This is a genomic window from Nocardia citri, from assembly GCF_054065835.1.
This window is the reverse complement of the sequence record NZ_JBSUQM010000010.1, coordinates 153799-176413: the sequence shown is the minus strand read 5'-3', so window position 1 is coordinate 176413 and position 22615 is coordinate 153799. Positions and strand designations below refer to the sequence as shown.

At 60.5% G+C, this 22615-nt stretch carries 18 protein-coding genes and 4 pseudogenes; 10 read left to right on the top strand and 12 right to left on the bottom strand.

Annotated elements, in window-relative coordinates; translation table 11 throughout:
• The first annotated feature begins 144 nt into the window (after positions 1–144).
• Genes ACW2Q0_RS17095 through ACW2Q0_RS17085 form a run of 3 tightly spaced genes read left to right on the top strand, consistent with a single transcriptional unit; the run spans position 145 to position 4866 of the window.
• Complete coding sequence (locus ACW2Q0_RS17095; protein WP_457191175.1) at positions 145–3411, top strand: NACHT domain-containing protein; 3267 nt, start codon at positions 145–147, stop codon at positions 3409–3411.
• Complete coding sequence (locus tag ACW2Q0_RS17090) at positions 3408–3863, top strand: NUDIX hydrolase (protein ID WP_457191173.1); 456 nt, start codon at positions 3408–3410, stop codon at positions 3861–3863. Before ACW2Q0_RS17095 ends, ACW2Q0_RS17090 begins: the two co-directional genes overlap by 4 nt.
• Positions 3844–4866: a polyprenyl synthetase family protein gene (locus ACW2Q0_RS17085; protein ID WP_457191171.1), complete on the top strand. Its 1023-nt coding sequence runs from the start codon at positions 3844–3846 to the stop codon at positions 4864–4866. The genes ACW2Q0_RS17090 and ACW2Q0_RS17085 overlap by 20 nt, the downstream gene beginning before the upstream one ends.
• Before the next feature lie 157 nt (positions 4867–5023).
• On the opposite strand, the pseudogene ACW2Q0_RS17080 reads toward ACW2Q0_RS17085, so the two are convergent.
• A pseudogene (locus ACW2Q0_RS17080) lies at positions 5024–5338 on the bottom strand (hypothetical protein); the annotation flags it as partial.
• 47 nt (positions 5339–5385) lie between these two features.
• Here ACW2Q0_RS17080 and ACW2Q0_RS17075 point away from each other — a divergent pair.
• The 3 genes and pseudogenes from ACW2Q0_RS17075 to ACW2Q0_RS17065 form a co-directional block, all read left to right on the top strand.
• Positions 5386–5589, top strand: a complete 204-nt coding sequence (locus tag ACW2Q0_RS17075) for a hypothetical protein (protein ID WP_457191169.1) — start codon at positions 5386–5388, stop codon at positions 5587–5589.
• 14 nt (positions 5590–5603) lie between these two features.
• Positions 5604–6767: pseudogene (locus ACW2Q0_RS17070) on the top strand (recombinase family protein); the annotation flags it as partial.
• Between the two features lie 703 nt (positions 6768–7470).
• A pseudogene (locus ACW2Q0_RS17065) lies at positions 7471–7746 on the top strand (transposase); the annotation flags it as partial.
• A gap of 102 nt (positions 7747–7848) precedes the next feature.
• On the opposite strand, the pseudogene ACW2Q0_RS17060 reads toward ACW2Q0_RS17065, so the two are convergent.
• The 6 genes and pseudogenes from ACW2Q0_RS17060 to ACW2Q0_RS17035 form a co-directional block, all read right to left on the bottom strand.
• A pseudogene (locus ACW2Q0_RS17060) lies at positions 7849–8100 on the bottom strand (helix-turn-helix domain-containing protein); the annotation flags it as partial.
• Positions 8101–8439: 339 nt separating this feature from the next.
• The gene (locus ACW2Q0_RS17055) at positions 8440–9597 is read right to left on the bottom strand and encodes a hypothetical protein (protein ID WP_457191167.1); all 1158 of its coding nucleotides are present in this window, start codon (positions 9595–9597) and stop codon (positions 8440–8442) included.
• A 93-nt stretch (positions 9598–9690) separates the two neighbouring features.
• On the bottom strand, positions 9691–11715 hold the full coding sequence (locus ACW2Q0_RS17050) for a nucleotide sugar dehydrogenase (RefSeq protein ID WP_457191166.1): 2025 nt from the start codon (positions 11713–11715) through the stop codon (positions 9691–9693).
• 51 nt (positions 11716–11766) lie between these two features.
• A complete protein-coding gene (locus ACW2Q0_RS17045; protein ID WP_457191164.1) occupies positions 11767–12486 on the bottom strand; it encodes an LOG family protein in 720 nt (239 codons plus the stop codon).
• A gap of 21 nt (positions 12487–12507) precedes the next feature.
• On the bottom strand, positions 12508–13389 hold the full coding sequence (locus ACW2Q0_RS17040; RefSeq protein WP_457191162.1) for a hypothetical protein: 882 nt from the start codon (positions 13387–13389) through the stop codon (positions 12508–12510).
• A gap of 524 nt (positions 13390–13913) precedes the next feature.
• Entirely contained in the window at positions 13914–14591 is a 678-nt protein-coding gene (locus ACW2Q0_RS17035) for a phosphotransferase family protein (RefSeq protein WP_457191160.1), read from the bottom strand.
• A gap of 41 nt (positions 14592–14632) precedes the next feature.
• Here ACW2Q0_RS17035 and ACW2Q0_RS17030 point away from each other — a divergent pair, with 41 nt between their 5' ends.
• Together ACW2Q0_RS17030 and ACW2Q0_RS17025 are read left to right on the top strand one after the other, a co-directional pair.
• A complete protein-coding gene (locus tag ACW2Q0_RS17030) occupies positions 14633–14893 on the top strand; it encodes a hypothetical protein (protein WP_457191158.1) in 261 nt (86 codons plus the stop codon).
• Between the two features lie 1057 nt (positions 14894–15950).
• Positions 15951–17144: an IS110 family RNA-guided transposase gene (locus ACW2Q0_RS17025; RefSeq protein ID WP_457191224.1), complete on the top strand. Its 1194-nt coding sequence runs from the start codon at positions 15951–15953 to the stop codon at positions 17142–17144.
• Here ACW2Q0_RS17025 and ACW2Q0_RS17020 read toward each other — a convergent pair.
• The 3 genes from ACW2Q0_RS17020 to ACW2Q0_RS17010 form a co-directional block, all read right to left on the bottom strand.
• Positions 17114–17419, bottom strand: coding sequence for a hypothetical protein (locus ACW2Q0_RS17020; RefSeq protein WP_457191156.1), 306 nt, complete (start codon positions 17417–17419; stop codon positions 17114–17116). The two genes, ACW2Q0_RS17025 and ACW2Q0_RS17020, sit on opposite strands and share 31 nt — an antisense overlap.
• Before the next feature lie 311 nt (positions 17420–17730).
• Positions 17731–17874 carry a hypothetical protein gene (locus tag ACW2Q0_RS17015; protein WP_457191154.1) on the bottom strand — a complete coding sequence of 48 codons (144 nt, stop codon included), beginning with the start codon at positions 17872–17874 and terminating at the stop codon, positions 17731–17733.
• A gap of 25 nt (positions 17875–17899) precedes the next feature.
• Entirely contained in the window at positions 17900–18463 is a 564-nt protein-coding gene (locus ACW2Q0_RS17010; RefSeq protein ID WP_457191152.1) for a transposase family protein, read from the bottom strand.
• Between the two features lie 214 nt (positions 18464–18677).
• Here ACW2Q0_RS17010 and ACW2Q0_RS17005 point away from each other — a divergent pair, with 214 nt between their 5' ends.
• Both ACW2Q0_RS17005 and ACW2Q0_RS17000 read left to right on the top strand, forming a co-directional pair.
• A complete protein-coding gene (locus tag ACW2Q0_RS17005) occupies positions 18678–19568 on the top strand; it encodes an alpha/beta hydrolase (protein ID WP_457191150.1) in 891 nt (296 codons plus the stop codon).
• 378 nt (positions 19569–19946) lie between these two features.
• The gene (locus tag ACW2Q0_RS17000) at positions 19947–20348 is read left to right on the top strand and encodes a hypothetical protein (protein WP_457191148.1); all 402 of its coding nucleotides are present in this window, start codon (positions 19947–19949) and stop codon (positions 20346–20348) included.
• On the opposite strand, the gene ACW2Q0_RS16995 is transcribed toward ACW2Q0_RS17000, so the two are convergent.
• Positions 20277–20885, bottom strand: a complete 609-nt coding sequence (locus ACW2Q0_RS16995; RefSeq protein WP_457191146.1) for a hypothetical protein — start codon at positions 20883–20885, stop codon at positions 20277–20279. The genes ACW2Q0_RS17000 and ACW2Q0_RS16995 overlap by 72 nt on opposite strands.
• A gap of 837 nt (positions 20886–21722) precedes the next feature.
• Positions 21723–22613, bottom strand: a complete 891-nt coding sequence (locus ACW2Q0_RS16990) for a DUF2637 domain-containing protein (protein ID WP_457191144.1) — start codon at positions 22611–22613, stop codon at positions 21723–21725.
• Positions 22614–22615: the final 2 nt, after the last annotated feature.

Below are 22615 nucleotides of genomic sequence, written 5' to 3'. Positions count from 1 at the left end.
ACATGGCGCCTTACCGATGAGTATGCGTCACGGTTCGGCCGGAGAGCACTGATAAACCTGCTCCGTGATACCGCTTCCATGCCGAGCCTCGCAACACAGGCGTTGTTCGATTGCCTAGCTACGGAGCCGCCGGCATGTGTAGTCGTGACTGCACTCACCAGTGAGCTGGAGAATGCATACTTGCGATTTCGCAGGCCGTTCAATGTAATTAAGACCGAAACGTCGATATCGTTCTGGGACCGCAGCCAGCCACAGATCGTACATCTGCTCGGATCACTCGATGCGCCAGAAGATGCGCTGATAGGCGAACGGGAGCGTCGTGCAGCACGATTCCGTCGGCCGTTGCTCGAGGAAAAGATGGCTGACCTTCTATCCACCTCAACGTTGCTATTCATCGGCTTTGAGCCCTTTGATGATCTGTTAGAGAATATGCTTGTAATTGCAAGCGATTCGATCGGACGCCTTCGACGGAGTGCGTACATAACAATGTCGCGTACAACTTCCGACCTGGCTGGTGCGATGTATCAAGAGCGTGGACTGATCAAGATCGAGATTGATAGCGGCACGCCCGCAGAATTTGGACGAAGCCTGCTGGAAAGAGTCCAAAAAGCGGCGGCAGATCGTACGACGCTGACACCCTATGATCCACATATCGTCGCCGAATGCGAGACTCAACTCAAAGTAATAGGCTGGGCGCCCTCAAGTTCACGATGGCTAAGCGAGCGCAGTATCGAAACCGTCTTCGAAAAACGATCAGGTGAAGGCAACCGACTAATTGTACATTCGGTTGATGGCGAAATAACGGCCGCAGATGTCCATCGAATGACCGAGCGATTGCCAGCGGCCGCCGAAGGCATGTTGATAACCGACACCAGAATCTCCAATATGGCGACTCGTCTGGCCGCAAAAGATTCTCGAATACGGCTTCACACCCGCCGTTCTCTTTTTGAGTGCATACTGGGTAATTCCACCTATATGCAATCTATAGTCAGCGATTACCTCGCAAACGACCAACAGCACAGATACGTTGCGCTGCAATGCCTCAAACAGGACGACACATATTGGCTGGATGACTATACAGACTCGTGGTTGCGAGAGCGATCCCGCAACCAGCTGACAATTCTCGGAGACCCCGGAAGCGGCAAATCATGGTTTTGCCGACATATCGCGTTTGGATTGGCAAACAAGCGACTCGCAGATCCAGATAACAGTCGCATTCCGATACTTGTGAACCTACAGGAAATGGAGCGTGAAGGGTCTCTCGAGAAACTCATTACCGATCAGATGGAGGCTCAGGGCGCAGTCCTACACGGAGGCTTCCATTCGTTTCGATATGCAAACGAATCAGGTCAATTGGTTATTATTCTCGACGGTCTGGATGAGTTGCGAATGCAACTCAGCCCTGAGCAGGCTGCGATAACCTTATCGGAACTATCAAGCATGGTCGGGCCCGCTAGTAAGATAATCCTTACAAGCAGGCCCGGCTACTTCGAGCGCGACAGCGGTGGCATGCTAGGGGCGGTCGAAGGATTGACAATGGACATAACTGGTTCGGCGACCTTCGAATTGATCCGTATAGCAGAGCTTGGCTACGAACAACGGATGCAACTGCTGATTCGTAGACTGGGCCCCAATGCCGATAATGTCCGGACAACGATCGACAACAGCAGTGCCCTGACAGACCTGGCCCGCCTTCCTGGCTTGCTCGACCTTTTATCGATAGTATTGCCGGACCGCAGCCGGAAAGCACCGCTGACTGCTTCTGAACTTTTCGAGCAATACGTTGCGATACTGCTGGATTCGGCAAACACGCTCGAAGCAGACAGGGATATCGTGCGTCTGGCTTCCGTCGCCGGTACTATGCACGAGGATGCACGCCAGTTCCTACCGGCCGGGCAAGTGCGGGCGCTTCTTGGCGCAACAGGTGGAACCAGCCGTACGATCAGCAGCGATCCTCGTTGGGAATCTTTTCTTCGTGTTGGGGCGGATGGAAATGTTCGTTTCCGACTAAAGACCATGCGGGAGTTCTTGGCTGCGCGCCACATTCGCGCTTGCTTAGCATCTGGTGATACGGGCCCACTAGAACGTCGCCTGCTGCTGCCGGAACTACTTCGATACTTAGCTGAGCAACTCTACGACGACCAGCTCGATCCGCTCAACTATCTCGCCGATTCTGCCCCACGCGGGCATCTTGCAGCCAACTGCATCTCCCTCGCGAATCGTATGGACGTTTCTTTTGCCGGACGCAATTTCCGTGGAATGCAACTCCGAGGGGCAGATTTGGAAAATGGAGATGTCCGGAGGGCGGACTTCCGGGATTGCGATCTCCGGGGCGTTCAATTCCAGGGCTGCAAGGTCTCAGGTGCGGATTTTCGTGGAGCTCAGCTACATGGCGCTATAGTCCACGAGACAAATGTAGTAACAACCGTATGCATCGAACCGATGGAGAAGACTGTAATTGCGGCGACCGCGGACAAAGTAGTTCATCTGCTCGATGCATCTGATCTCCGGAGGATGCAAACGATTCCCACGTCAAATGTATTCCGCTCAATGATTATTATGAAAGAAGGACGTTACGTAGTTACTGCGGGGCTTGACGGCAGCGTGTGTATGGCTGATCTGCTTACCTCCCAGGCGTTCTTCGAGATCGCCCATCACGGCGCACCCGTAACTTCAGCCATTGCGATATCGTCAGATACATTCGCGACCGGCGGCACGGACGGGATTGTGCGCGTTTGGTCACTGAATGGTGAAATGTTGCGCGACCGACGAGTCTGCATCGGGTATGTACGGGCCTTGGCCATCACACCGAATGGCCGTCGACTGATCGCAGGCTGCACTACTGGAACAGTGACCGTTGTCGATGAGGCCACTTTAGAACCGATTCGAACGTGGAGCCCTCATGTCGGTGCCAGCGTATACTCCCTTTGTCTGATACCAGACAAGGGGATGATCGCGACCGGAAGTGATGACCGCCGAATACGCCTCTTCTCATTTCCTGATGCGGAACATGTTTCCGACCTGTCCGTCGAAGGTGACACCGTTCTGCAGATAGTGCACCCAGCTTCATCCGACCATCTCTTCACCGGTTGCCGAGATGGCACCATAACGCGGTGGCTTTTGACGGACTTGGAGAAATCGTGGACATATAAGCAGAGCGCGCCCGTCCTTTCGATGGCGATCGGAGCAGGTCAAACCACCATAGTCACCGCAGGCGCGGATGGGGTGCTGCGGAGTGTCGATTACAACTCGGGTGCGGTCCTGCATGAGACATTGTTGGGCCACCGCGCCGAATTTGACTGGCGTGACGTCGATTTACGAGGAACGACCGGATGGAACCGAGAATGGCTTCGGTTCATGGCCGATCGAGGCGCGGTCGTTGACATATTTGATGGGAAGTCCGCAACGTGAGAGCTGCCGAAGTCTATCTTGTAAACGAAAATAGGCTGCTGCTTCTACAACGCGGTCAGTCCGAAGTCCTGAGCGGCCTGTGGCATGTCGTTGGCGGCGTCGCAGAGCCGGACGAGGACTTCCGCTTAGCCGCAATACGAGAAACACTTGAAGAATGCGGTCAGGAACCTCACCTACTGACGCCATTGCTCACCTGGAGCCACACGGATACAAATAGCAAGATATTTGTTGTCACTACTTTTGTAGCGTTCGCCGTCTCTGATCGTGTCATTCTCAGCGATGAACACTCAGATTATCGATGGTCTGCGTTCGACGAAGAATTTCTACCGGCGTTGGAAGATATTTCATCCTGGAGCGGTTCGCAAACTTGGCTGAGCGGAGCCGCCGAAGCTCGGCGCTGCTTTCTTGCATGGATCACACAGGACGAGACTCATGCACGCATACGTAAATGAAGCCTTCGAAACTATATTCCAAGGCCATATCCGTGCGCATTATTTGTTTCGTTCGGCAGAGAGGCTCCTCGGGCCCGCCGCGAGAAGCACCGTCGACATGCTCGCGGGCCGGCGCTTCCGGTCTTGCCTGCCGTATCTTATGTTGCGGTGCGACTCGAGGGCTGCGCCAGCCGCGATGATATGTGAACTTGTGGGTGTCCTCTTCTACCTTCATGACGATCTACTCGATGGCAAGACAGCCCGGTATGGCAGCCCCACTGCGCTCGGTGAACTGGGGACGGGCCCGAGTCTCGCGACGTTGTCCGAAGGGCGCCAGCGCCTGTCACATTTCTTGACCGATCTCAGCGAAGACCTCGCCACCCTGTGGGAAGACTGCGTCCACGGTATGCTCACTCAGCAGATTATGCGGCACAGTGTGCATCGTACGAGTTCGTTGCGTGACTACTGCTGTTCGTCGACAGCCCGAGTTGATTTTGTAGGCGATTGCTGGAAATACTGTGGGTTATTGGCAGAAAATGCTTTATTCACACAATTGATTCGCAATTCATATAGCCATTGTGCGATTGCCGGCCAGCTCCGAAATGACCTGAGAAACACGATGGAGCGAGAGACATTGCTCGGCGGACAGAGGTACTCCGACATACTTGATGGCCGTTGTACAGCTGTGACTATACTGCTTCGCGAGCGCGCGCAGCGAGACGAGCTCGATGATCTTATGTCGCGAGCTTCGACCGCAGCCGGTCGCCTGAGCCTCGGATCTGACATAGAGGCACTTCTTCAAAGATATGAAATCCGCAGGACAATATCATTGCTGGTGCAGTATGAGGCCGAGATTGCACGGATGTGGGCTCGCGATTTGCCCATTGGGCACGAAGAGCGAATCTTGTGGGATGCGTGGCTGGACCGACAGTTCCTGACGGGGGTAATGCACGACTATTCATCAACTGATTTCCAACGCGGCGTGGAATTCACCGCCGCCATCGAGGCGCTATCCCGCGTCTAGAAATCCGAACTCAATTCCTTGATGGATTCTAGGCGCAACGGTAATTTCACGACTCGACTGCTATTGCTTCAAACGAACTCGCTGCACCCCACCGTCGAATAGATCCGGCTCACATTCCGACCTGAGTTGCACAGGTTTAGTGACCCATTTCTGGTCGTCATGGGTGTGGAATGGCGAGGGCGGTGAGGATTTCGGTGGCTTCACTACCGATCGGATCGGCAGCGAGGTGCCGTGTCCGTGGCCAAGAAATGGCCATTGACAGTGCCGATGGCCTGCGATAATCGGTGATCTCTTGTAGTGGCCGTAGTACTCGGACCAGGCGGGCGATGCTGATTCCGGTGGATTCTTGCAGGTAGCGGGCAACAGCGAGGGCGGTGAACACGATCGTCAAGTGCGCTTCGATCGCGTCGCGGGTGCGGTGGAACATCGGGCGAGCCTTCAGATCGGTTTTCGACATCCGAAACGACTGCTCAGCGTTCGGTCCATGATGCACCTGTAGCCGAATGGGGCGGAGGGGTGATGATTGGACATGAGGGGCTGCTGCGGCTGGTGGTTGTGGTGGAGCGGCTGAGGCGGCAGCAGGCCGAGGTAACTGTGCGTGCGGAGGCCGGCGATGATGCGGCCGGAGCGGGTTGGGTGGGCGGATCTGCCTGTGCCGAGCCGGGTTTCGGCGGTGCGAGTGCTGACCGCGATGATCCGCAAGTGCCTGACGTGTACGGGTGAGGGAGGCGCGGGCGATGACGGAGCGGATGCCGGGGTTGTCGGGCAAGGTGACCCGGGAGCACACCGATCGGCTGGCGGTGATCTACGTGCGGCAGTCGACGATGCGGCAGGTGGTTGAGCACACCGAGTCGACGCGGGTGCAGTACGCGCTGGTGGACCGGGCGATCGGGTTGGGGTGGTCGCGGGAGCGGGTGAAGGTGATCGACGCGGATCTGGGCCGGTCGGGGGCGACTGCGGTGGGGCGGCCGGGGTTCGCGGAGTTGGTGAGCGAGGTAGGTTTGGGTCATGTGGGGCTGGTGCTGGGTGCGGAGGTGTCGCGGCTGGCGCGGTCGGGCCGGGACTGGTATCAGCTGATGGAGTTGTGCGCGCTGGCGGGAACGCTGCTGGCAGACAGTGATGGCGTCTACGATCCTGGCCAGTACAATGATCGGCTGCTTTTGGGGTTGAAGGGCACCATGTCGGAGGCGGAACTGCATCTGATCGGACAGCGGATGGCGTCGGGCCGGCTGGCCAAGGCTCGCCGCGGTGAGTTGTTCTTCGCGGTCCCGACCGGGTATGTGCTGCGCCCGTCGGGGGAGGTTGTCAAGGACCCCGATGAGCAGGTCCGGACGGTGGTGGCGTTGATCTTCGACTTGTTCGACGAGCTGGGGACGCTGAATGCGGTGCTGGCGTATCTGACCGGGCACGGCATCCGGATCGGGGTGCGGTTGCGGGAGGGGCCGGACACCGGTGAGCTGGAATGGCGGCGTCCGAGCCGGATGACACTGCAGAACATCCTGCACAATCCGATCTATGCCGGGATCTACGTGCACGGGCGCCGCCGGATCGATCCGAGGCGGCGGATCGCGGGCCGGCCGTCGACGGGGAAGGTGACCGTGCCGATAGACCAGTGGAAGGTGGTACTGCCGGCCCGGCTGCCCGCCTACATCGGCGAGGACCGCTGGCGGGCGAATCTGGCTCGGCTGCAAGCGAACCGGTCTACCGCCGGCACGCCCGGCGCCGTGCGCGACGGGCCGGCGCTGCTGGCTGGGCTGCTGCGCTGCGGCCGGTGCGGGGCGAAGATGACGGTGCACTACGTCCACCGCGACGGGGTCGTCAACGGATACACCTATGTCTGCGCCCGCGCGCGGTCCGACTACGGCTTGCCCGGCCGCCAGCGCCTGTCCGGCCGGTGCGCGGACGCCTACGTCGGTGCGGAACTGCTGGCGATGCTGGCCCCGGCGGCGCTGGAGGTGTCGCTGGCGGCGGCGACCGAGATCGAGGCCGAACGCGCCCGGCTCGAGACACTGTGGCAGCAGCGGCTGGAACGCGCCGCATACACCGCAGACCGGGCCGGCCGTCGCTATCGCCTGGCCGAACCGGAAAACCGTTTGGTAGTAAGAACTTTGGAACAGGAGTGGGAACGGGCACTGGCCGAGCTGGAACAGTTGCGGGAAGACCACGATCGGTTCCTGGCGTCCTCACCGCTGCTGCTGTCGGCCGCCGACCGTGACCGGATCCGTATCCTGGCCGCCGACATCCCCGCGCTCTGGCATGCGGCCACCACGACCAACACCGACCGCAAACAACTGCTGCGCGCGGTCGTCGACACCGTCGTCGTCACCGTGATCGGCGACAGCGAACAGGTCGACACCGAGATCGGCTGGGCCGGCGCGGTCAGGTCATCGATTCCCTTACCCCCAAACGCGGTGCCAACCTCGACAACGACACCGGCCTGCGCGCCGAGCCGGTCTGGAACCCCGACAACCATCGCCGCTCGTGGCGGGCGGTCTGGGCCTACTCGACCAAACGCTATACCCGCGACAACCGCACCCAACACCCGATTTCCAGCGGGAATCCGTTGCGATCGACGAGCGGTCCCACGACTATTTGTGGGTCGACGTCGGCCTGCTGGTTGACCGGTACGGGTTCCCGCTGGAAATCGGTTGCTGGGAAGGCAACAAGGCCGAGAAGAACACGATCGTGCCGATCATCGCCCAGTTCCAAGCGCGCCACCGCATTGAGAGCATTGTCGTGGTCGCTGACGCGGGCATGTTGTCCGAGCAGAACCTGACCGCCCTGGATGAGGCGGATATGCGGTTCATCGTGGGCTCGCGCGTGAGCAAAGCCCCGATCGATCTGGAGTCCCATTTCCGTTGGTACGGTGAGGCATTCACCAGCAGGCGCTGCTCGCCGCGCTTGCAGACGAGCAATCTCAGGCACTAAACGAATGAGCCAACTCAGGTGCGGTTGCAGCCGGAACGCTTTCCAGATCCGGCCGATCGACGACTTCGACAGGCCGGTCTCGGCGGCCATCGAGGACCGCGACCAGTGCGTAGCGTTTCTCCGCTGCCGCTCCAACGTGGCCACGAGCACCTGCTCGACCTGCTCGTCGGTGATCGTGCGTGGCCCGCCCGACCGCGGCTCGTCACCCAGCTCGTCGAGGCGTTCATCCAGGAACCGCTTACACCACTTGCCGACGGTCGGCAACGAAACACGTTCCTGCACAGCAACATCGGTGTTCGACCGCATCCTGCCCTCCTCCGCACACGCCAGCGCGATCCGCGCCCGCTGCGCCAGCGCCTGCGCCGACTTCCGCCGCCGGGTCCATCCGGTCAGCACCCGCCGCTCCTCATCAATCAACACCACTGCTGCGTGGGCTCCCACACCACGGCGGATTCGCTGGCGCGGCGGTCGTTGTGACCGTAGACGCGGTCGGTGACTGTGACTGATCCGTGCCCGGCGTCGCGGGACACCACGACCATCGGCGCGCCGTCCTTCAACTTCCACAAATTCCTACATATCAAACGGGAGACTCTAGTTGCGCTGCAGCCGCTGGCCCATTTCCGACATTCGAAAGAAGTCAAAGTCTCAGCGCGAAAGGGCCGATACCACGTGATTGGCCACCGCCAGCGCCCCGTCACCGGGACCGATCAAGCCGTCAACGGTTGCAGCGTCAGGCACCGATACATCCTGCGTGAGCAGCGATAGCAATGCCCCTGGATCGGCATAGTCGCGCGACAGCCGTTCCTCGGCGATGATCCCTCGCATAATCGCCGTCCTGACGGATCCTGGGAGCCTCGCGTCCTGCAGAATCCGGACGGAATCCCCGGTCCAAGGCATGGCTGGAATACCGAGAGCGTCCACAAATATTTTCATCATTTTCACTTGTCCAGTGTTCTGTGCTGGAAGCAATTTCAGGCCGATCCCCGCACGAATGCACTCGACGATAGTGGTGAGCCCTGGCGGGCAAACAACCGCGCCTGCCGCGCGGGCGGTAGTGCCGAATTCGTGTTGCGATCCTTGACGCAAAGAGCGTGCAATTTGGGGGCCGGCGAAATGCCTCATCACCGTGGTGTTGCCGAACAGCGCAAGCTCGTCCGGATCTACCTGCCCGGCGTCGGCGAGGTGTTCTAGGGCATCCAGAACGTAAGGCGGGTACCAAAGGTTGTCCAGATCCAGCCGCGAATCAGGAGTCTCGATCCCGGAGAGGCTTATGACCAACTGGGGGATGCCGACGATGGACTCGTTACCTTGTCGGCTATCCACAGTGTGGCTGGGCAGGTGTCCGATCGCCGAAATGGGCGTGGGATCGGGCATCCTCGCCAAGTTCCTCGCGGGTACGGGGAGGATGGGAAGATCCTGGTAGAAGTACATGCTTATGACGTCTTGGATGGGAAGAGGCTCGTCCCATAGCCATGCGAGAGAATCGACTGCATAGATTCTTTCGCCTCGTGCGGCCGCGGCCATGATTCCCTTGACGTTCATTATGGTCACTAGAGCGTCAGCACGTCCGGCGACCGACAACCCGTCCGTACTGATTCGATCGAAGAGTCCGTCGCCGACAGGGCTGCGAAAGGTATCCGCAGACAGGATCAGTTCCAGGTCGACGGCATCGCCCGTTATCCCGCGAATCGCTCGGGCAATGTGTAGGGCCTTTCCGAGCGGACCATACCCGAACTCTTCCGGCGCGAACCTTATGGTCGGACGCCGATCAGGTATCCGACGAGCCCCTCCGCCGCTCGTCATGGATTCCACACAGTCGCAATGGGTGCTAAACGTTCGAAAAGCGCCAACTTCTGCCAAAAAGTGACCGGATGTGCCGTGAACTCGACGGTCATTTCAGTTCCCCTGCGCCCACAGATTGATCGTTTGCCCATTTGCCATACCTCCACTCGTATCGAAGATCGGACCAATTGCAGACAAGCGTTCAATATCTACGCCCCTGTGTCGTTGCAATATAACCACTAGATCAACTGGCTCGTTAAAATGCACGTCATCGATGGCTGCGATCCGTTCTAGGCACTGCCCGTCGACGATTAAATCCTCGACCATCTCATCGTAGTAACAGACCCGCACCCCGAACCGCTGAAGTAAGGATATAATCGGCAATGCCGGCGAGTTTGCAGTACTGCGGACATCCGGCTTGTATGTAACACCCACGATAAGAACTTTTGGATGATCTGCGCGTTTTCTGCATTCTTCCAAAATCCGTTCCGCAATCCATTCTGGTGTCGCGTCATTAACTAGCTGTGCCGCTTCGACAAGGGTGAATATCCGACCCGCTTCACGCGCTGCGAAAGCCATATAGAGCGGATCGACCGGTATACATTCCCCTCCGACTCCCGGCCCAGGCCGAAAAGTCATGAACCCGAACGGCTTCGTAGAAGCGGCAGCGATGACGTCCCATATATCGACACTAATTGCGTAACAAATCTGAGCGAACTCGTTAACGAGCGCGATATTAACCTGCCGGAAAATATTCTCCAGCATTTTACTCGCCTCAGCTTCATTGAGGCCGCGCGTGATGTAAACATCGCGCACCAGTGGCCGAAAGAATTCAGCAGCAGCCGCCGCACATGCGGCAGTGGAGCCACCAACGACCCTGGTTGCCGAATGCCAGTCATAGTCTGCGTTTCCAGGGTCGACACGATCAGGTGAATATGCAAGGTGAAAGTCCACACCAGCGATATTGCCGGTAGATTCAAGCAACGGACGAATAATTCGCTCGGTCGTTCCCGGAAAAGTTGTTGATTGGATAACTATCAACTGCCCCCGACGCACTCGCGGGCCAACCATGAGCGTTGCCGAACGCAGCGCAGACAAGTCCGGAATACCTTCTGCGTCCAAAGGAGTTGGGACGCACACGACTACGACATCACAGCTGGATATAATGTTGGGATCTGATTGCCCGGTGAGCAACTCGTGAATAGCACGCAATTCCTCCCCGCGCACTGTATCGACGTGAGATTCCCCATTGTTGACTGAAGCTACCACGTCGGGGTCAGTATCGATGCCGTACACCCTCGTACCGGCCTCCGCAAGTGCCGCTGCCAGCGGTAGCCCCGTGTGCCCCAGTCCCACGACAGCTGCCCGCCGCCCGGTCACGCATTCACGGACAGGTGCTCGAGTAGTTTTCGCGAGATCCGGAGGGGCCTGCTCGGAAGCATTGCTCCAGAGTCTTTTGATATCAGAGTGATTGCGCGAGCGCTTGTACTGCTGCCATCGCTGCCAGTTCTTCAGAAACACAGGATTGCGCATGCGGGTGTCAGGATCGGACTCAAGAGGATGCCACAGATGAAAGCATGGACCGGGTACGCGTTCCGTGCCGCGCACAACATCCGCTGCCTTCCAGAACGCGTTGTCTTCACCACCCCAGCCAACAAAGTTCTCATCGAAACCGCCAATGTCATCCCACAATTCGCGTGGACACGCCAGCATTTTGGACTGCACCTCCGAGAGGTGCTCAGTAGTGCGCATCTTGTCGACACCATGATCCATGAAGTTCAGGTGGCCAGTCTCCAATAGGGCGTCAGTCCCGGCATGTGTCAGCCCTAAGATCGCATCGTATGCCGCTGTGAGCGTGCCGTTTTCAGCGGCTGAGGAGACGGCTTGCATCAACTGTGGAGCCGGCACCCACACATCCGCGTCGGCGATCACCGCGACATCCCAGTCTGCCATCTCATTGGCTTGTCGCGCAGCATCATTGAGTGCGGCCGACCGGTTGAACAGCCCCTCCGGCGACTTGCCTTCGATCACACGGAAGCCGCCGTCGACTTCTAGCGGCAACCAAAAGCGTTCATATATCCACGCTCTAAGCTTGGCGCGATGGTCATCGTAACGCCACGGGATGAAGACTGGGATCATGGATTGCCCTGCAACTGTCGGGAAAGGGAGAATATTTCGTCATATCGTATGTTAAGGCGCGCTAAGGTCAGCCACATCCGGTAGTTCACGTTGTGTGATCTCTTCCGACTCGGACATTCCATTTTTGTCGATACTTGCCAACGGTGGATCACCGGCGATTCTCTGATCAATCGATATTGACTCTTCGCCTTTCACATCAGTACTGATACGAGCGATTCCCGACCTGACAGGTCCGTACATGAAGTCCGATACAGCATCGCAGGATGATTCGCAGATCAAATATTTGCTATTCAAATCATGCGAGATAAATCCACGGTCCTGCATCGATTCGAACATTTGAAGTAGCGGATCCCAATATCCTGCTTGATTTATGATGTAGACCGGCTTGGGCGTACGCCCTCGATGCATCCACGTAAGGTGCTCCATGAGTTCCTCGAGAGTGCCTGGGCCACCGGGTAGCACAATGAATCCGTCCGAGAGATAATACATGAGCATCTTTCGCTCATGATAAGAGTTCACGACGTGGAGTAAGTCCGACTCGTCAATGAACTCTTCCTCGCTGAACAATACCTGGGGAACAACTCCCGTGACATGCCCACCGCGACTCTTGAGCGAGCGAGCGACCACGCCCATCAAACCGGCCCCACCACCGCCATAAACTAGCCCAATTCCCGCCTCGGCGAGCGCGCCAGCCAGCCTAACCGCTTCTTCGATATAAATGGTGCTGATCCCTGCGCCTGAGCCGCATAGCACACAGATTCGAAACTGCATCTATTGGCCTCTATATTCTATTCATCGATGAAAGAACGCATATTCACTCTGCTGCTTAACGACGTCGTCTAGGATCAAGTTCGGGCTATCTCCTCGTAGATATTCACTCACCATCCTGAGTTTGGTATGCCAATCTTCTTCAAGCATCGGCTGACCCAAGCGCTCGATGTCAGGATGCGCAGCATGGTAGTCAACCATTGAAGACGCCATATAGACATGAGGCTTCACAACGGCTTCCGACCTCAGAAAGAGTGTGATCGCCGGTTTCGTCGACGCAACGGTCGCATCGATTTCCACATCGTGGATCACATTGCATGGCAGGTAGTAGCAGTCGCCGGCAGAGAGGCGGATCCGTTCCTCCAGCACAACGACCTGAGCTGATTCCTGGTCGGTGTGAGGCGGCCAAACTCCAGACACATGTTCTAGCATCAATCCGTCATAGCGCCCGTTCTCGATACTGACAGTGGAACCATCAGGTCCGCGTTGAGCGTAGATAGACTGATGCATCGAGCCGATAGCAACCATCGACGCAAAGTCGTAGGGATGGGAATGCGGCGGTTCTACGATAACGTTTGGCTCCGGCCGCTTCCCTGACGGAAAACCTTTGGCGAACGGGTTCGGTTGCCAAATGTGCATGTTGAGCCCCCAAACCGTCGTGGGAATGCGTCCCAGTATTTCCTGCACTCCCGGCTCTGGGCTCAGCGTTCCCGGTGTCAGACCTGGGCTCGAACAGATTAGCTTCGTTTGACCGCACCACCCATACAAGCTGTGTTTAGGTTCGAGCCGCGAGTATAGGCTCAATTCTTGTTCGTGGGATCCCTCGCGCGTGGCTGAATCCCTAATCATATCCAAGAGAGTCGCCAGCGTGTTCGCGGTACCGAGGATTCTGACCACGGTATTCATTGCAGCTATCCGCTCGTCCCCTCGAGGCAATTGCCTGATCAAGTCCAGCAACTGACGAACAGTCTGTATTGGCGTAGTTATATTCCTATCGCGATGCCAATCGTCGAGTAGGCCTTCAAGTATCCGCGCCGTTTCACGGTGAGGGGCAAGCATATTCATCTGGTCACGGACTCGAGCGACCGGCATCTGATCAACACTTGCAGCGGGGCAATCCGGCAGGTGGGGAGCGCGCAATTCTTTCCTCCACTTCGAATTGGCTGACTCTTGGTTCTGGCGTACGCAATAAAGCATCGCGACGGCGAGCTCTAGCCGAATCGAGGATCGTATCAACTTTAAACTTGCCCGACGCTGCGATCGAGGTATTTGAATGGAGTTGAGCACGCAGCCAGCGGCTCAGGGGTACTAGAAGTGTCACCGATGCTATAGATTCATCTCACCCCCAAGGGTCCTCGTTCAGTTTAACTCAGGACCGGCGCCGGCGCCGCCTCTGTAGACACTCAGACCTCGGCACTCCCCAGCGGTGCCTACGACACTGCGGTCCACCGTACTTGAGAGTCACCCGTTCGCTGCGAACCGATCCGGACCTGTAGCTGTTCAGCAGCGACGGGCTTGTCCGGTGCCAGCCGAATATACGAGCCGATCGAATGCAGCTCGGCAATATCGCGGAGCAGCCGCCATGTCGGCCAGCCGAGGATGTCGTGCCCGTAGGCGTCGAGGAACTGGTGGCGGTCTGCCTCTGGCTCTTGGAAGTGATCTGGCAGCCCGCTGATCAGGTCGAGTTCCCCTGGCCCGAGGCAACATCCGTCCCAGTCGATCAGAACGAACCCGCGGTCGGTCTTGACAGCGTTCTCGGAGTGAGCATCGGCATGAATCAGGCCATGTCCCAAGGGAAATCGGGTGGCCCGGCAGGCTGCAACCAGTACCTCGGCGCGGCTGGCGGTCCACGCGTGATCATCAACGTTGAGGGCCGGACACGGACGGGCGGTATGAGCCTGCCGGGGGTCCGCAATCGCTCCGCGCGGGGTGTGTCTGGCCGGGTTCGTGTTCTTGTCGGTGGCGCGGATTACGTTCTGCCCATGGCGAATATCCCGGTGCCGGGCCCGTTGGTGGAGTCGATGCTCTCCAGTTTCGACGTGCTGGTCACTGCCTGCTGGGCCGAAGTCGACGGCACCGCCTCGCCGGAGATCCTCGATGCCCTGCACAGTCCACAGCTGCGCCGGGCACGGGCGAAGGGCTGCATTATGTGCAGACGCTGCTCGAGGGCGACATGCTCGTTTTGAAGCTGGCCAACAGAATCCGGCAGCGCGAGGCGATGAGCCGGGCCTACCGGCGGGCGGAGGCGCTGCGTGTCGAAGCGATGACGCAGTTGCGTGCCGAGCGCGGGTGCAAGCAACATCGGGGAGGTGCTCCTGGGGAACTGGATGGCCGCCGATGGGCGCAGCGGCAGCGGGCGCTGCACGGTAGGGATCTCCTCGACAGAGAGCGAGGTCATCGCGATCTGTGAAGTGGCGTTGGCGCCCGAGTTGGGTGCGCAGTCCCTGCACATCCTGTCCGATTGCGTCGCGGCCGTCGACGCGGTGACCACCGCACTGAGCGACGGATCGGTGGGATCCTTTCCGGTCTCGGAACCGGCTCGGGACCGATTGCGCGCTGCCATGCAACGCCCCACACCCTTCACAGTGCGATGGGTTGCCAGCGGTACCGGAAACTCGCTCCATGATCGCGCCCACCGTCTCGCACGCGCACGTCGCTTCCGCTGATCGTCGCCGCCCACCCCGCGGCCTGCTGAGCGATACCACCTGATGGAGGAATTTCGCCTTCACGGGGGCCGGGATCGGCGCTGTGCGGACTCACGCCGCGGGCCCGGTGTGGCGGGGTGAGCACACGACCAGCCAGAGTGTCGCGTTGTGACCCCAGCCCGGGACCGACTGCTCATCTGCCTACCGGAAGCGATGCCGTGCTACCGGCGTGGTGATCTCGTCGAAGCTGGAACACGCTCCCGCACGCCAGGACTCGAGCGACTCTGCAAGTACGCGGCGATTACGCTGGCGCTCACGGCGATTCGCGCGTCGCGCCGCAACGCCGGCGTGGCACAGCAAGCACGGGCACATGTTGGTGCCCGTGTAATGCAGACCCCAATGGCAGCAGGTGCGGTACCACTCGGCACGAGTGAGCGGAGGGCGTGGCGGCAAATCGCACACGTCATGGTCAGACGCGTGATCGCTACGTGCGGCGAGTTCACCACGGTGGAGCCGGACGCGAAACGGCGTATGGGCGTCGGTACGAGACAAAGCGGAGCCTCCGAGGGATCAAAGCCCCTGCCCGCTACCCCCGTTACCTTCTTCGTGACCCTGCTACGGGGTCACGGTCGCCAGTCCCGGTATGACTTCTTGCCCCTGTCGTGTGCATGATCCGGGGGGTGGTGTCGCCGGGCGCTGGTGGCGTCGATGGACCGCTGATGGGGACAGGGCCGAGGACAGGTCTCTTCGTAACGTGGGTGACGGACGTCGACGCCGGATCGGCGGCCGTCCGGGCTCGACGCGATGAAGGGACACCTCAGGGTGACACAGGCGTATGCCGTGTTCTGCGGCGTTGATGTGGGTAAGGGCGAGCATCACGCGGTCGGGCTGGACTCGACCGGAAAACGGTTGCACGACAAGGCATTACCCAACGACGAAGCCCGCCTGCGGGCGGTGTTCGAGAAGCTGGCCGCACACGGGCCGCTGCTGATCGTCGTCGATCAGCCCAACACGATCGGCGCGCTGCCGGTCACCGTGGCCCGCGCCTCCGGCCACGACGTGGCCTATCTGCCCGGACTGTCGATGCGCCGCATCGCCGATTTGTATCCCGGACAGGCGAAAACCGACGCCCGCGACGCGTTCATCATCGCCGACACCGCCCGAACCATGCCGCACACGCTGCGTCGCGTCGACGTCGGCGACGAAGCACTCACCGAACTCGGGGTGCTGGTCGGCTACGACGACGACCTGGCCGGGGAGGCTACCCGCACCAGCAACCGCATTCGCGGCCTGCTCACCAGCATCCACCCCGCCCTCGAACGCTTCCTCGGCCCCCGCATCGCCCATCCAGCGGTGCTGGAAATCCTGTCCCGCTGCGGCGGCCCCGAAGGCATCCGAGCGGTCGGGAAACGCAAGCTCACCACCCTCGCCGTCAAACACGCACCCCGCATGGGCGCGCGCCTGGCCGAGGAAATCTTTGCCGCACTGCCCGCGCAGACGGTCACCGTCCCCGGCAGCAAGGCCGCCGAGGTCGTGCTCCCAAAATTGGCCGACTCGTTGAAATCGGTTCTGCTGCAACGGCAAAGCATTGCCACCGATATCGAGAGGATGCTCGATGCGCACCCTCTTGCCAAGGTCCTGACCTCGATGCCCGGCGTCGGGGTCAGGACCGGAGCCCGCATCCTGCTCGAAGTCGGCGACGGCAGTGCCTTCGCCACCGCCGGGCACCTGGCCGCCTATGCCGGCATCGCCCCGGTCACCCACCGTTCCGGCAGCTCCATCCGCGGCGAGCACCCCGCCCGATCCGGCAACCACAAACTCAAACGGGCGCTGTTCCTGTCCGCGTTCGCGGCCCTGCACGACCCGGCCAGTCGGGTCTACTACGACCGCAAGCGCACCGAGGGAAAGAAACACAACGCTGCCCTCATCTGCCTGGCCAGACGCCGCTGCGACGTCCTCTACGCCATGCTGAAAACCAAACAGCCCTACCGGACTTCGGGACCTGCCACCGCCTGAGAATCGACGCGGACCAGGTCATACACATACGACCGGTCCCCCTTGCGGCTCACCCACACCCCCTCGGGAGGAAGGTCACCGTTTCCCGGGTCGTCGAACGGGCGGCTGGACACCTCACCAGACTTCGTACACACCACCCACCCGAAGTCCGGCAGTCGCTGACACCAAATATCCAGGTCGACACGCTTATACGACGGAAACCCATGGGCATCCCCCTCACGGGCGAACTCATAGGTCAACCCGTCCACCTGGCGCACGAACTTCACTCCCGACATCCCGCCCATCCTCGACGCCAGAACTCATCCCCTCAACCGGATTAGCCGCCGAACTTGACGAAAACCATAGGGACACCCCCCGGATGAGGACGAAGGAACAGGGGCCGCGGCGTCTCAACCGCATCCCTCGGTCGACGTCCCCTCGAAATCACGTCAACGACCGTAACATCTGCTTACGAATCGACCCCATCGATTCCGCACACACCCGCATCATCTCGACATCCGAGGGTACCGGCCACACCCCCGATCCCGACCACCCCCTGCCGAAAGGAGTTGTGGGACCGCAGCTACTTCCGGCACGTCGCCGAGTGCTACACCGGGTCGTCGTCGACCGCGGTGTCGATCGCGTACAGCCGCTGCGCGGCGTAGTCCGCGTACTCGCGGTGGCGGCGTTGCGCCAGGCTCCCTGAGTCACCGCGAACCCAAGCACTGCTCTCGTCCTGAAGCCCTTCCACCCCTTGAGTTCCCAGCGAAATTCCTTCACTTCCACTGAACTCCGGGCTTTCTGACGGTGCCGTAAGTGTTGCCTTTGCGGATCGCGAAGTCGTCGATACCGACGGCGGGCAACGCGCCTGCTGCCGGTAGTGGCAGGGCCCGGATCAGCCGCAACAGCGTCGATCGTGGCACCTCGGTGGCGAGATGACCGGTCATGCGCTGCCCGGCCCGGCCACCCAGCGCGAGTGCCACCTTGGTCAGCAGCCCGGTCAGCATGCTGCTGCGACGCTGATACCGTCCGGCCAAGCTGGCGATCTGCTCGGCGAAAATCTTGCGTTGGCAATCCGATGTCAGGCATCGAAACCGTCTGGCGTGCAACCGGATACACACGGCACGCCCACCGATGCTCAGATCGGTCAGCTGCCGCATGTAACGGCTGTGAACTCGTTCCGACACGGTGCCACAGTCCGGACAGGCAGCCGATTCGGCCTCACCATGCGCGTCCAGCCGGATCGTCCGGCCGCTCGCATCGACTCCGTCGACGCGCACACCCGACAGATGCGGCAACAACAACCCGAACAGCGACTCCAGCGCACTACCCACGACCACAAGCAGGGTCTATAGCCAGAGATGCTGCGCCCCAACGGGATCGACACGCCCAAGATCATCGAAAGTGGGCCAGAACTAGTATTCACGTGCTGCCGACATTCCGGACCGCGCAGTTGCTAAAAGCTGGTCAGAGGCAAGGATTTGAGAAACCTTCGACAGCACATCACCCGCGCCGTAGTTTGATGACAAGACCGGTGCAATGGGAGGAACCGCGATGCGCGTCGATGTCGAATTCACCAGTGGCGCAGTGACCTTGCGGGGTTGGCTGGACCGGCCCGAGCAGGCGACGGGGCAGGTCCCGCTGGTGGTGATGACCCACGGGTTCGCCGGCGTCAAGGAATGGGTTGCGCCGTTCGCCGAAGTGTTCAGCAAGGCCAGCTTAGCTTGTCTTGTCTACGACCACCCGGGATTCGGGACCTCCGATGGTGAACCACGTTTCGAGGTCGACCCTTTCGCCCAGATCGAGGACTATCGCGATGCGATCACCTTCGCCCAGACCCTCGACGGTATCGACCCCGAACGCATCGGCATCTGGGGAACCAGCTTCGCGGGCGGCCACGTCCTGGTCGTCGCGGCGACCGATCGACGGGTGCGTGCGGTCGTATCGCAGGTGCCACTGACCAACGGGTGGGCCAACTTCCGCAGCTTGGTGCCGTCGATCATGTTGCCGACCGTGCATGCGGCCATCGCCGCCGACCGCCAGGCCCGCGCCTCCGGTAAACCGCACCAGACGATCAAGGCGGCCTCCGATGATCCGACCGAACTCGTCGCCATGCCCGGTATCGAGGTCTACAACTGGTTGATGGCCAACGGGCCGCAAGTCCCGACCTGGCGCAACGAGGTCACCCTCTCCAGCATCGATAAATTCCAGTCCTACGCCCCGGAAGCGTTCCTACGCCGCGTATCTCCGACACCGTTGCTGATGGTGATCGCCGATCAGGACACCCTGACACCCGCCGATATCGCGCTACAGAGCTACGCCGAGGCACTGGAACCCAAACAACTGGCCCTGATCCCTGGCCCGCACTTCGCTGTGTACGAGGAGCAGTTTGAACGAGCCTCCGGTGTCGCTCGCGACTTTCTGCTCGCCAACCTGAGCGGATAATGCCTGGATCTGGTTCGGAATTTGCTCGCGATCTCGATCAGGCGTAAGCAGGGTTAGCTGACCGGCGAGACTGCGGCGACCAGATCACAAGTGCTGGAACACTTGTCGCCAGCTTGGGCGAGGCGCAGGTGTCGAATTCGGCAGGTCATCGTTCAAATGCGACCGAGACTTGCCGCGCGAGTGCGGGAGTATGATCGATCGCGGGAGAATCAGCAGGCAGACCCGACTAGGAGGTCGGTCATGTCGTCGCGTCGTCCGCCGCGGTCATCGCGGACAGTTCGATCCCCGGAAGCCCTTGAGCGACTGGAACGTTCGCGTGCGCGTATTCGTGAACGCCGAGAACAGGCACGTCAGCGGGAGCGAGCGATCACCGAAGCGGTGAAGCGGTACCTCAACGATTGGCAGGCGATCACGACGTGTGAAGCCAAGCGTGACCAAGAAATCGAGGCGCTGCGCCAGCAGATCAGCGCAGTCGAATCACGAGCCACTGAGGAGATCGCCCGCCACCGCGCCGACCAAGCTGTTGCCGCCGCAGTGATCCGTGACCAAGATCAAACCGACGAAGATGTCGCTGATCTGCTCGAAATCAGCGTCAAACAAGCCCGGCAACTGATCACCGCCGCACGCGCAACGGGCGGCACAATGTCGGCGAGCCCATCACCGAAGCCGACCGCCACACCAACCACCTCTCCCGACTTGATGTTGGATTCAGGCGCTGGCGTAACCACCGGCGTTCCACACGAACCACCGGAAGTGCTGCGGCGCGAAGGCTTGCCGTGAAGGAATGCCCGGCGCTGGAGAGAAAGGCCAGAACGCGACACCGCACCGATGGCAGTAGAAACCGGCCTGCCATACAGCGTGAGCGCGCCGACGTCCTCGTACGACTCTCCCGTTGCGGCGAATACGACGTACAGCAACGCTGAGCAGGAGGCCGCCAGGCGTGGTCAGGACCACGAAGAAGATCACGGTGGAAAGAGCCGCGACCCACGGTGATACGCCGGGATACGGATCGGCGATTGAGATGATTGCCGGAACGATCCAGCACATCGCTGGCAACAGCAGCACAAGCGCCAAGAAGGTCAGGCGGCCGGCTGGAGTACGTGCGGGCTCGCGGGCCAGACTCCGTGCAAGTGATGTGGTGTGAGTGCGCTCAACCGTGGCAGTACCGAACACCGGGACCAGGCCAGTTGAAGCCACACCAACGCCGGAATAGACGTTCGTTCCGGAACTGGTCGACACACCATCGGCATTCAACGCGGGCACACTCTGAACCGAGTCGAGCTGGCGGCAGTGTGGACACGTGAGGTCGATGTCCATGCGGGGGACCCCCTCCCGAGCCGTTGCGCTGTAGCGGCGCGTTTGTGGTGCTGGTACCTGCAACAAAAGCTCTGTGAGGTATCCAACACCTTCAGCGACCCGCTGTCGAGAGGTATTGGCATGCTGATGCATTGAGGAGTCCCTTCCTTGTGGTCGGCGGTTGAGGCAGATTCGTCCGATCCAGCAGCACATGGCCCCTGACCGACAAAGGGCCGATCACCGCCTCCTCCCTCTATGAGAAGGCGTGGCAACCCGCTCGGCGGCGTCTGCACGGGCTTGCCTGTGTGCTGCCCCTGCCTCGAGCGCGGCGACGATATCGGTGCGCGTGGACATCTGAGTCCTTTCACCCGCCGTGCCGGGGCGCGGACCCCGAGGAGTCGATCGCCCGTTACGGCACGGCGGTGAAGTCGCTACAGATCAAGCATCTGACGCCGTACACGCTCCGCCACACCGGTATTTCGTGGAAGTCGCAGGACGGCTTGCCGATGTTCCTGGTGTCCCGCGACATCGGGCACGGATTGGTCACCTTCACCGATCGCGTCTACGGCCACAACGGCCACCGCGCCAGCGAATCCGCCCAGGTCATCCCCACCGGCTCCCCTGGGTGCGTGCGAACATGCACGCCGTATCCGTCTGACCGCAAACACCTCTACGCATCCGCAGATCGAAATTCATTCCATTTCCCACGAAACGGAATGAATTGGAATGCAATTCAATGGATTGGAAGGGAATCTGCGATCCTGACGGCGGTCACCACTCACGCCGCGGGCGAGCTGCGGTCAGTAGCCTTTCTGGATCTCGTTCGTCGCGGCCCGGCCGTCGGGCCTGCGGGCGACGTCAGCAGCCGATGCGGGAGCACGGCTCCAAAGGAATTTTATCGGCATCAGCCTGATCCGCGCGGGCGTGTCGGGATGTGGCGAGGATGTCGATTGTCGCGGCGTCGCTGAGTATTCGACTGATGGTCGAGCGGCTTTTGTTCAATTCCCGTGCGATTCGGGTCGGTGTCCACCCATCGAGGTGGTGGTGAGTCAGTGCTCGGGCGACTGTGTCGGGATCGCGGCGGCGGCCGGGGTCTCGTGCGCACAGCAGCGCCGCGACTTCCCTGAACTCTGCGTCGGTGCGGTCGGCTAACGGCCGTGGCGCGCGCACTTGATCGCTGTCGATCATCACCTCGGGTTCAGTTGCTGCCGGTGTGGCCGATGGTGTGCACGTGTTCTGCGGTGCGCACTGATCAGTGGTGGCCGAAGCGCTGTCACTGTGGGTGGTGGAGTGGGCGAGCGCGAGCAGCGCGACCGTCGCCTGGGCCATCGAGCCCTCGATGATCATGGGCCACAACCATGCCTCCCCGTGCGGGACACCGGCGGTGATCGCGAGTGACCGTAGTGCGGTGAACGACAACCAGAATGCGCCGGTCGCGATGAGAGCGGTCATCGCGGTGGCGATCAGATGGGTGCTGCGGGCGCCTGCGTGCGCACGCGCGAGTACCGAAACCCCGTGCACGGCCGCCAGCAAAGCAAGGGGTGGGATGATCGCGACCGCAGCGGCGACGGCGGGGAGTGCGGTGTCGTGCAGGACGGCTTGGGTGGCGTTGCCGGTGATGCTGACCGTGGCTGCCGCGGTGAGCACTGTCCAGAAGAAGCCGTGCGCACGCGGCTTCGGTGTGGTCGTCTCGGGCTGGGTTGTGCGCGCGACGACGGCTGTGGGTGAGGTGAGAGCGATCTCGGTCATGA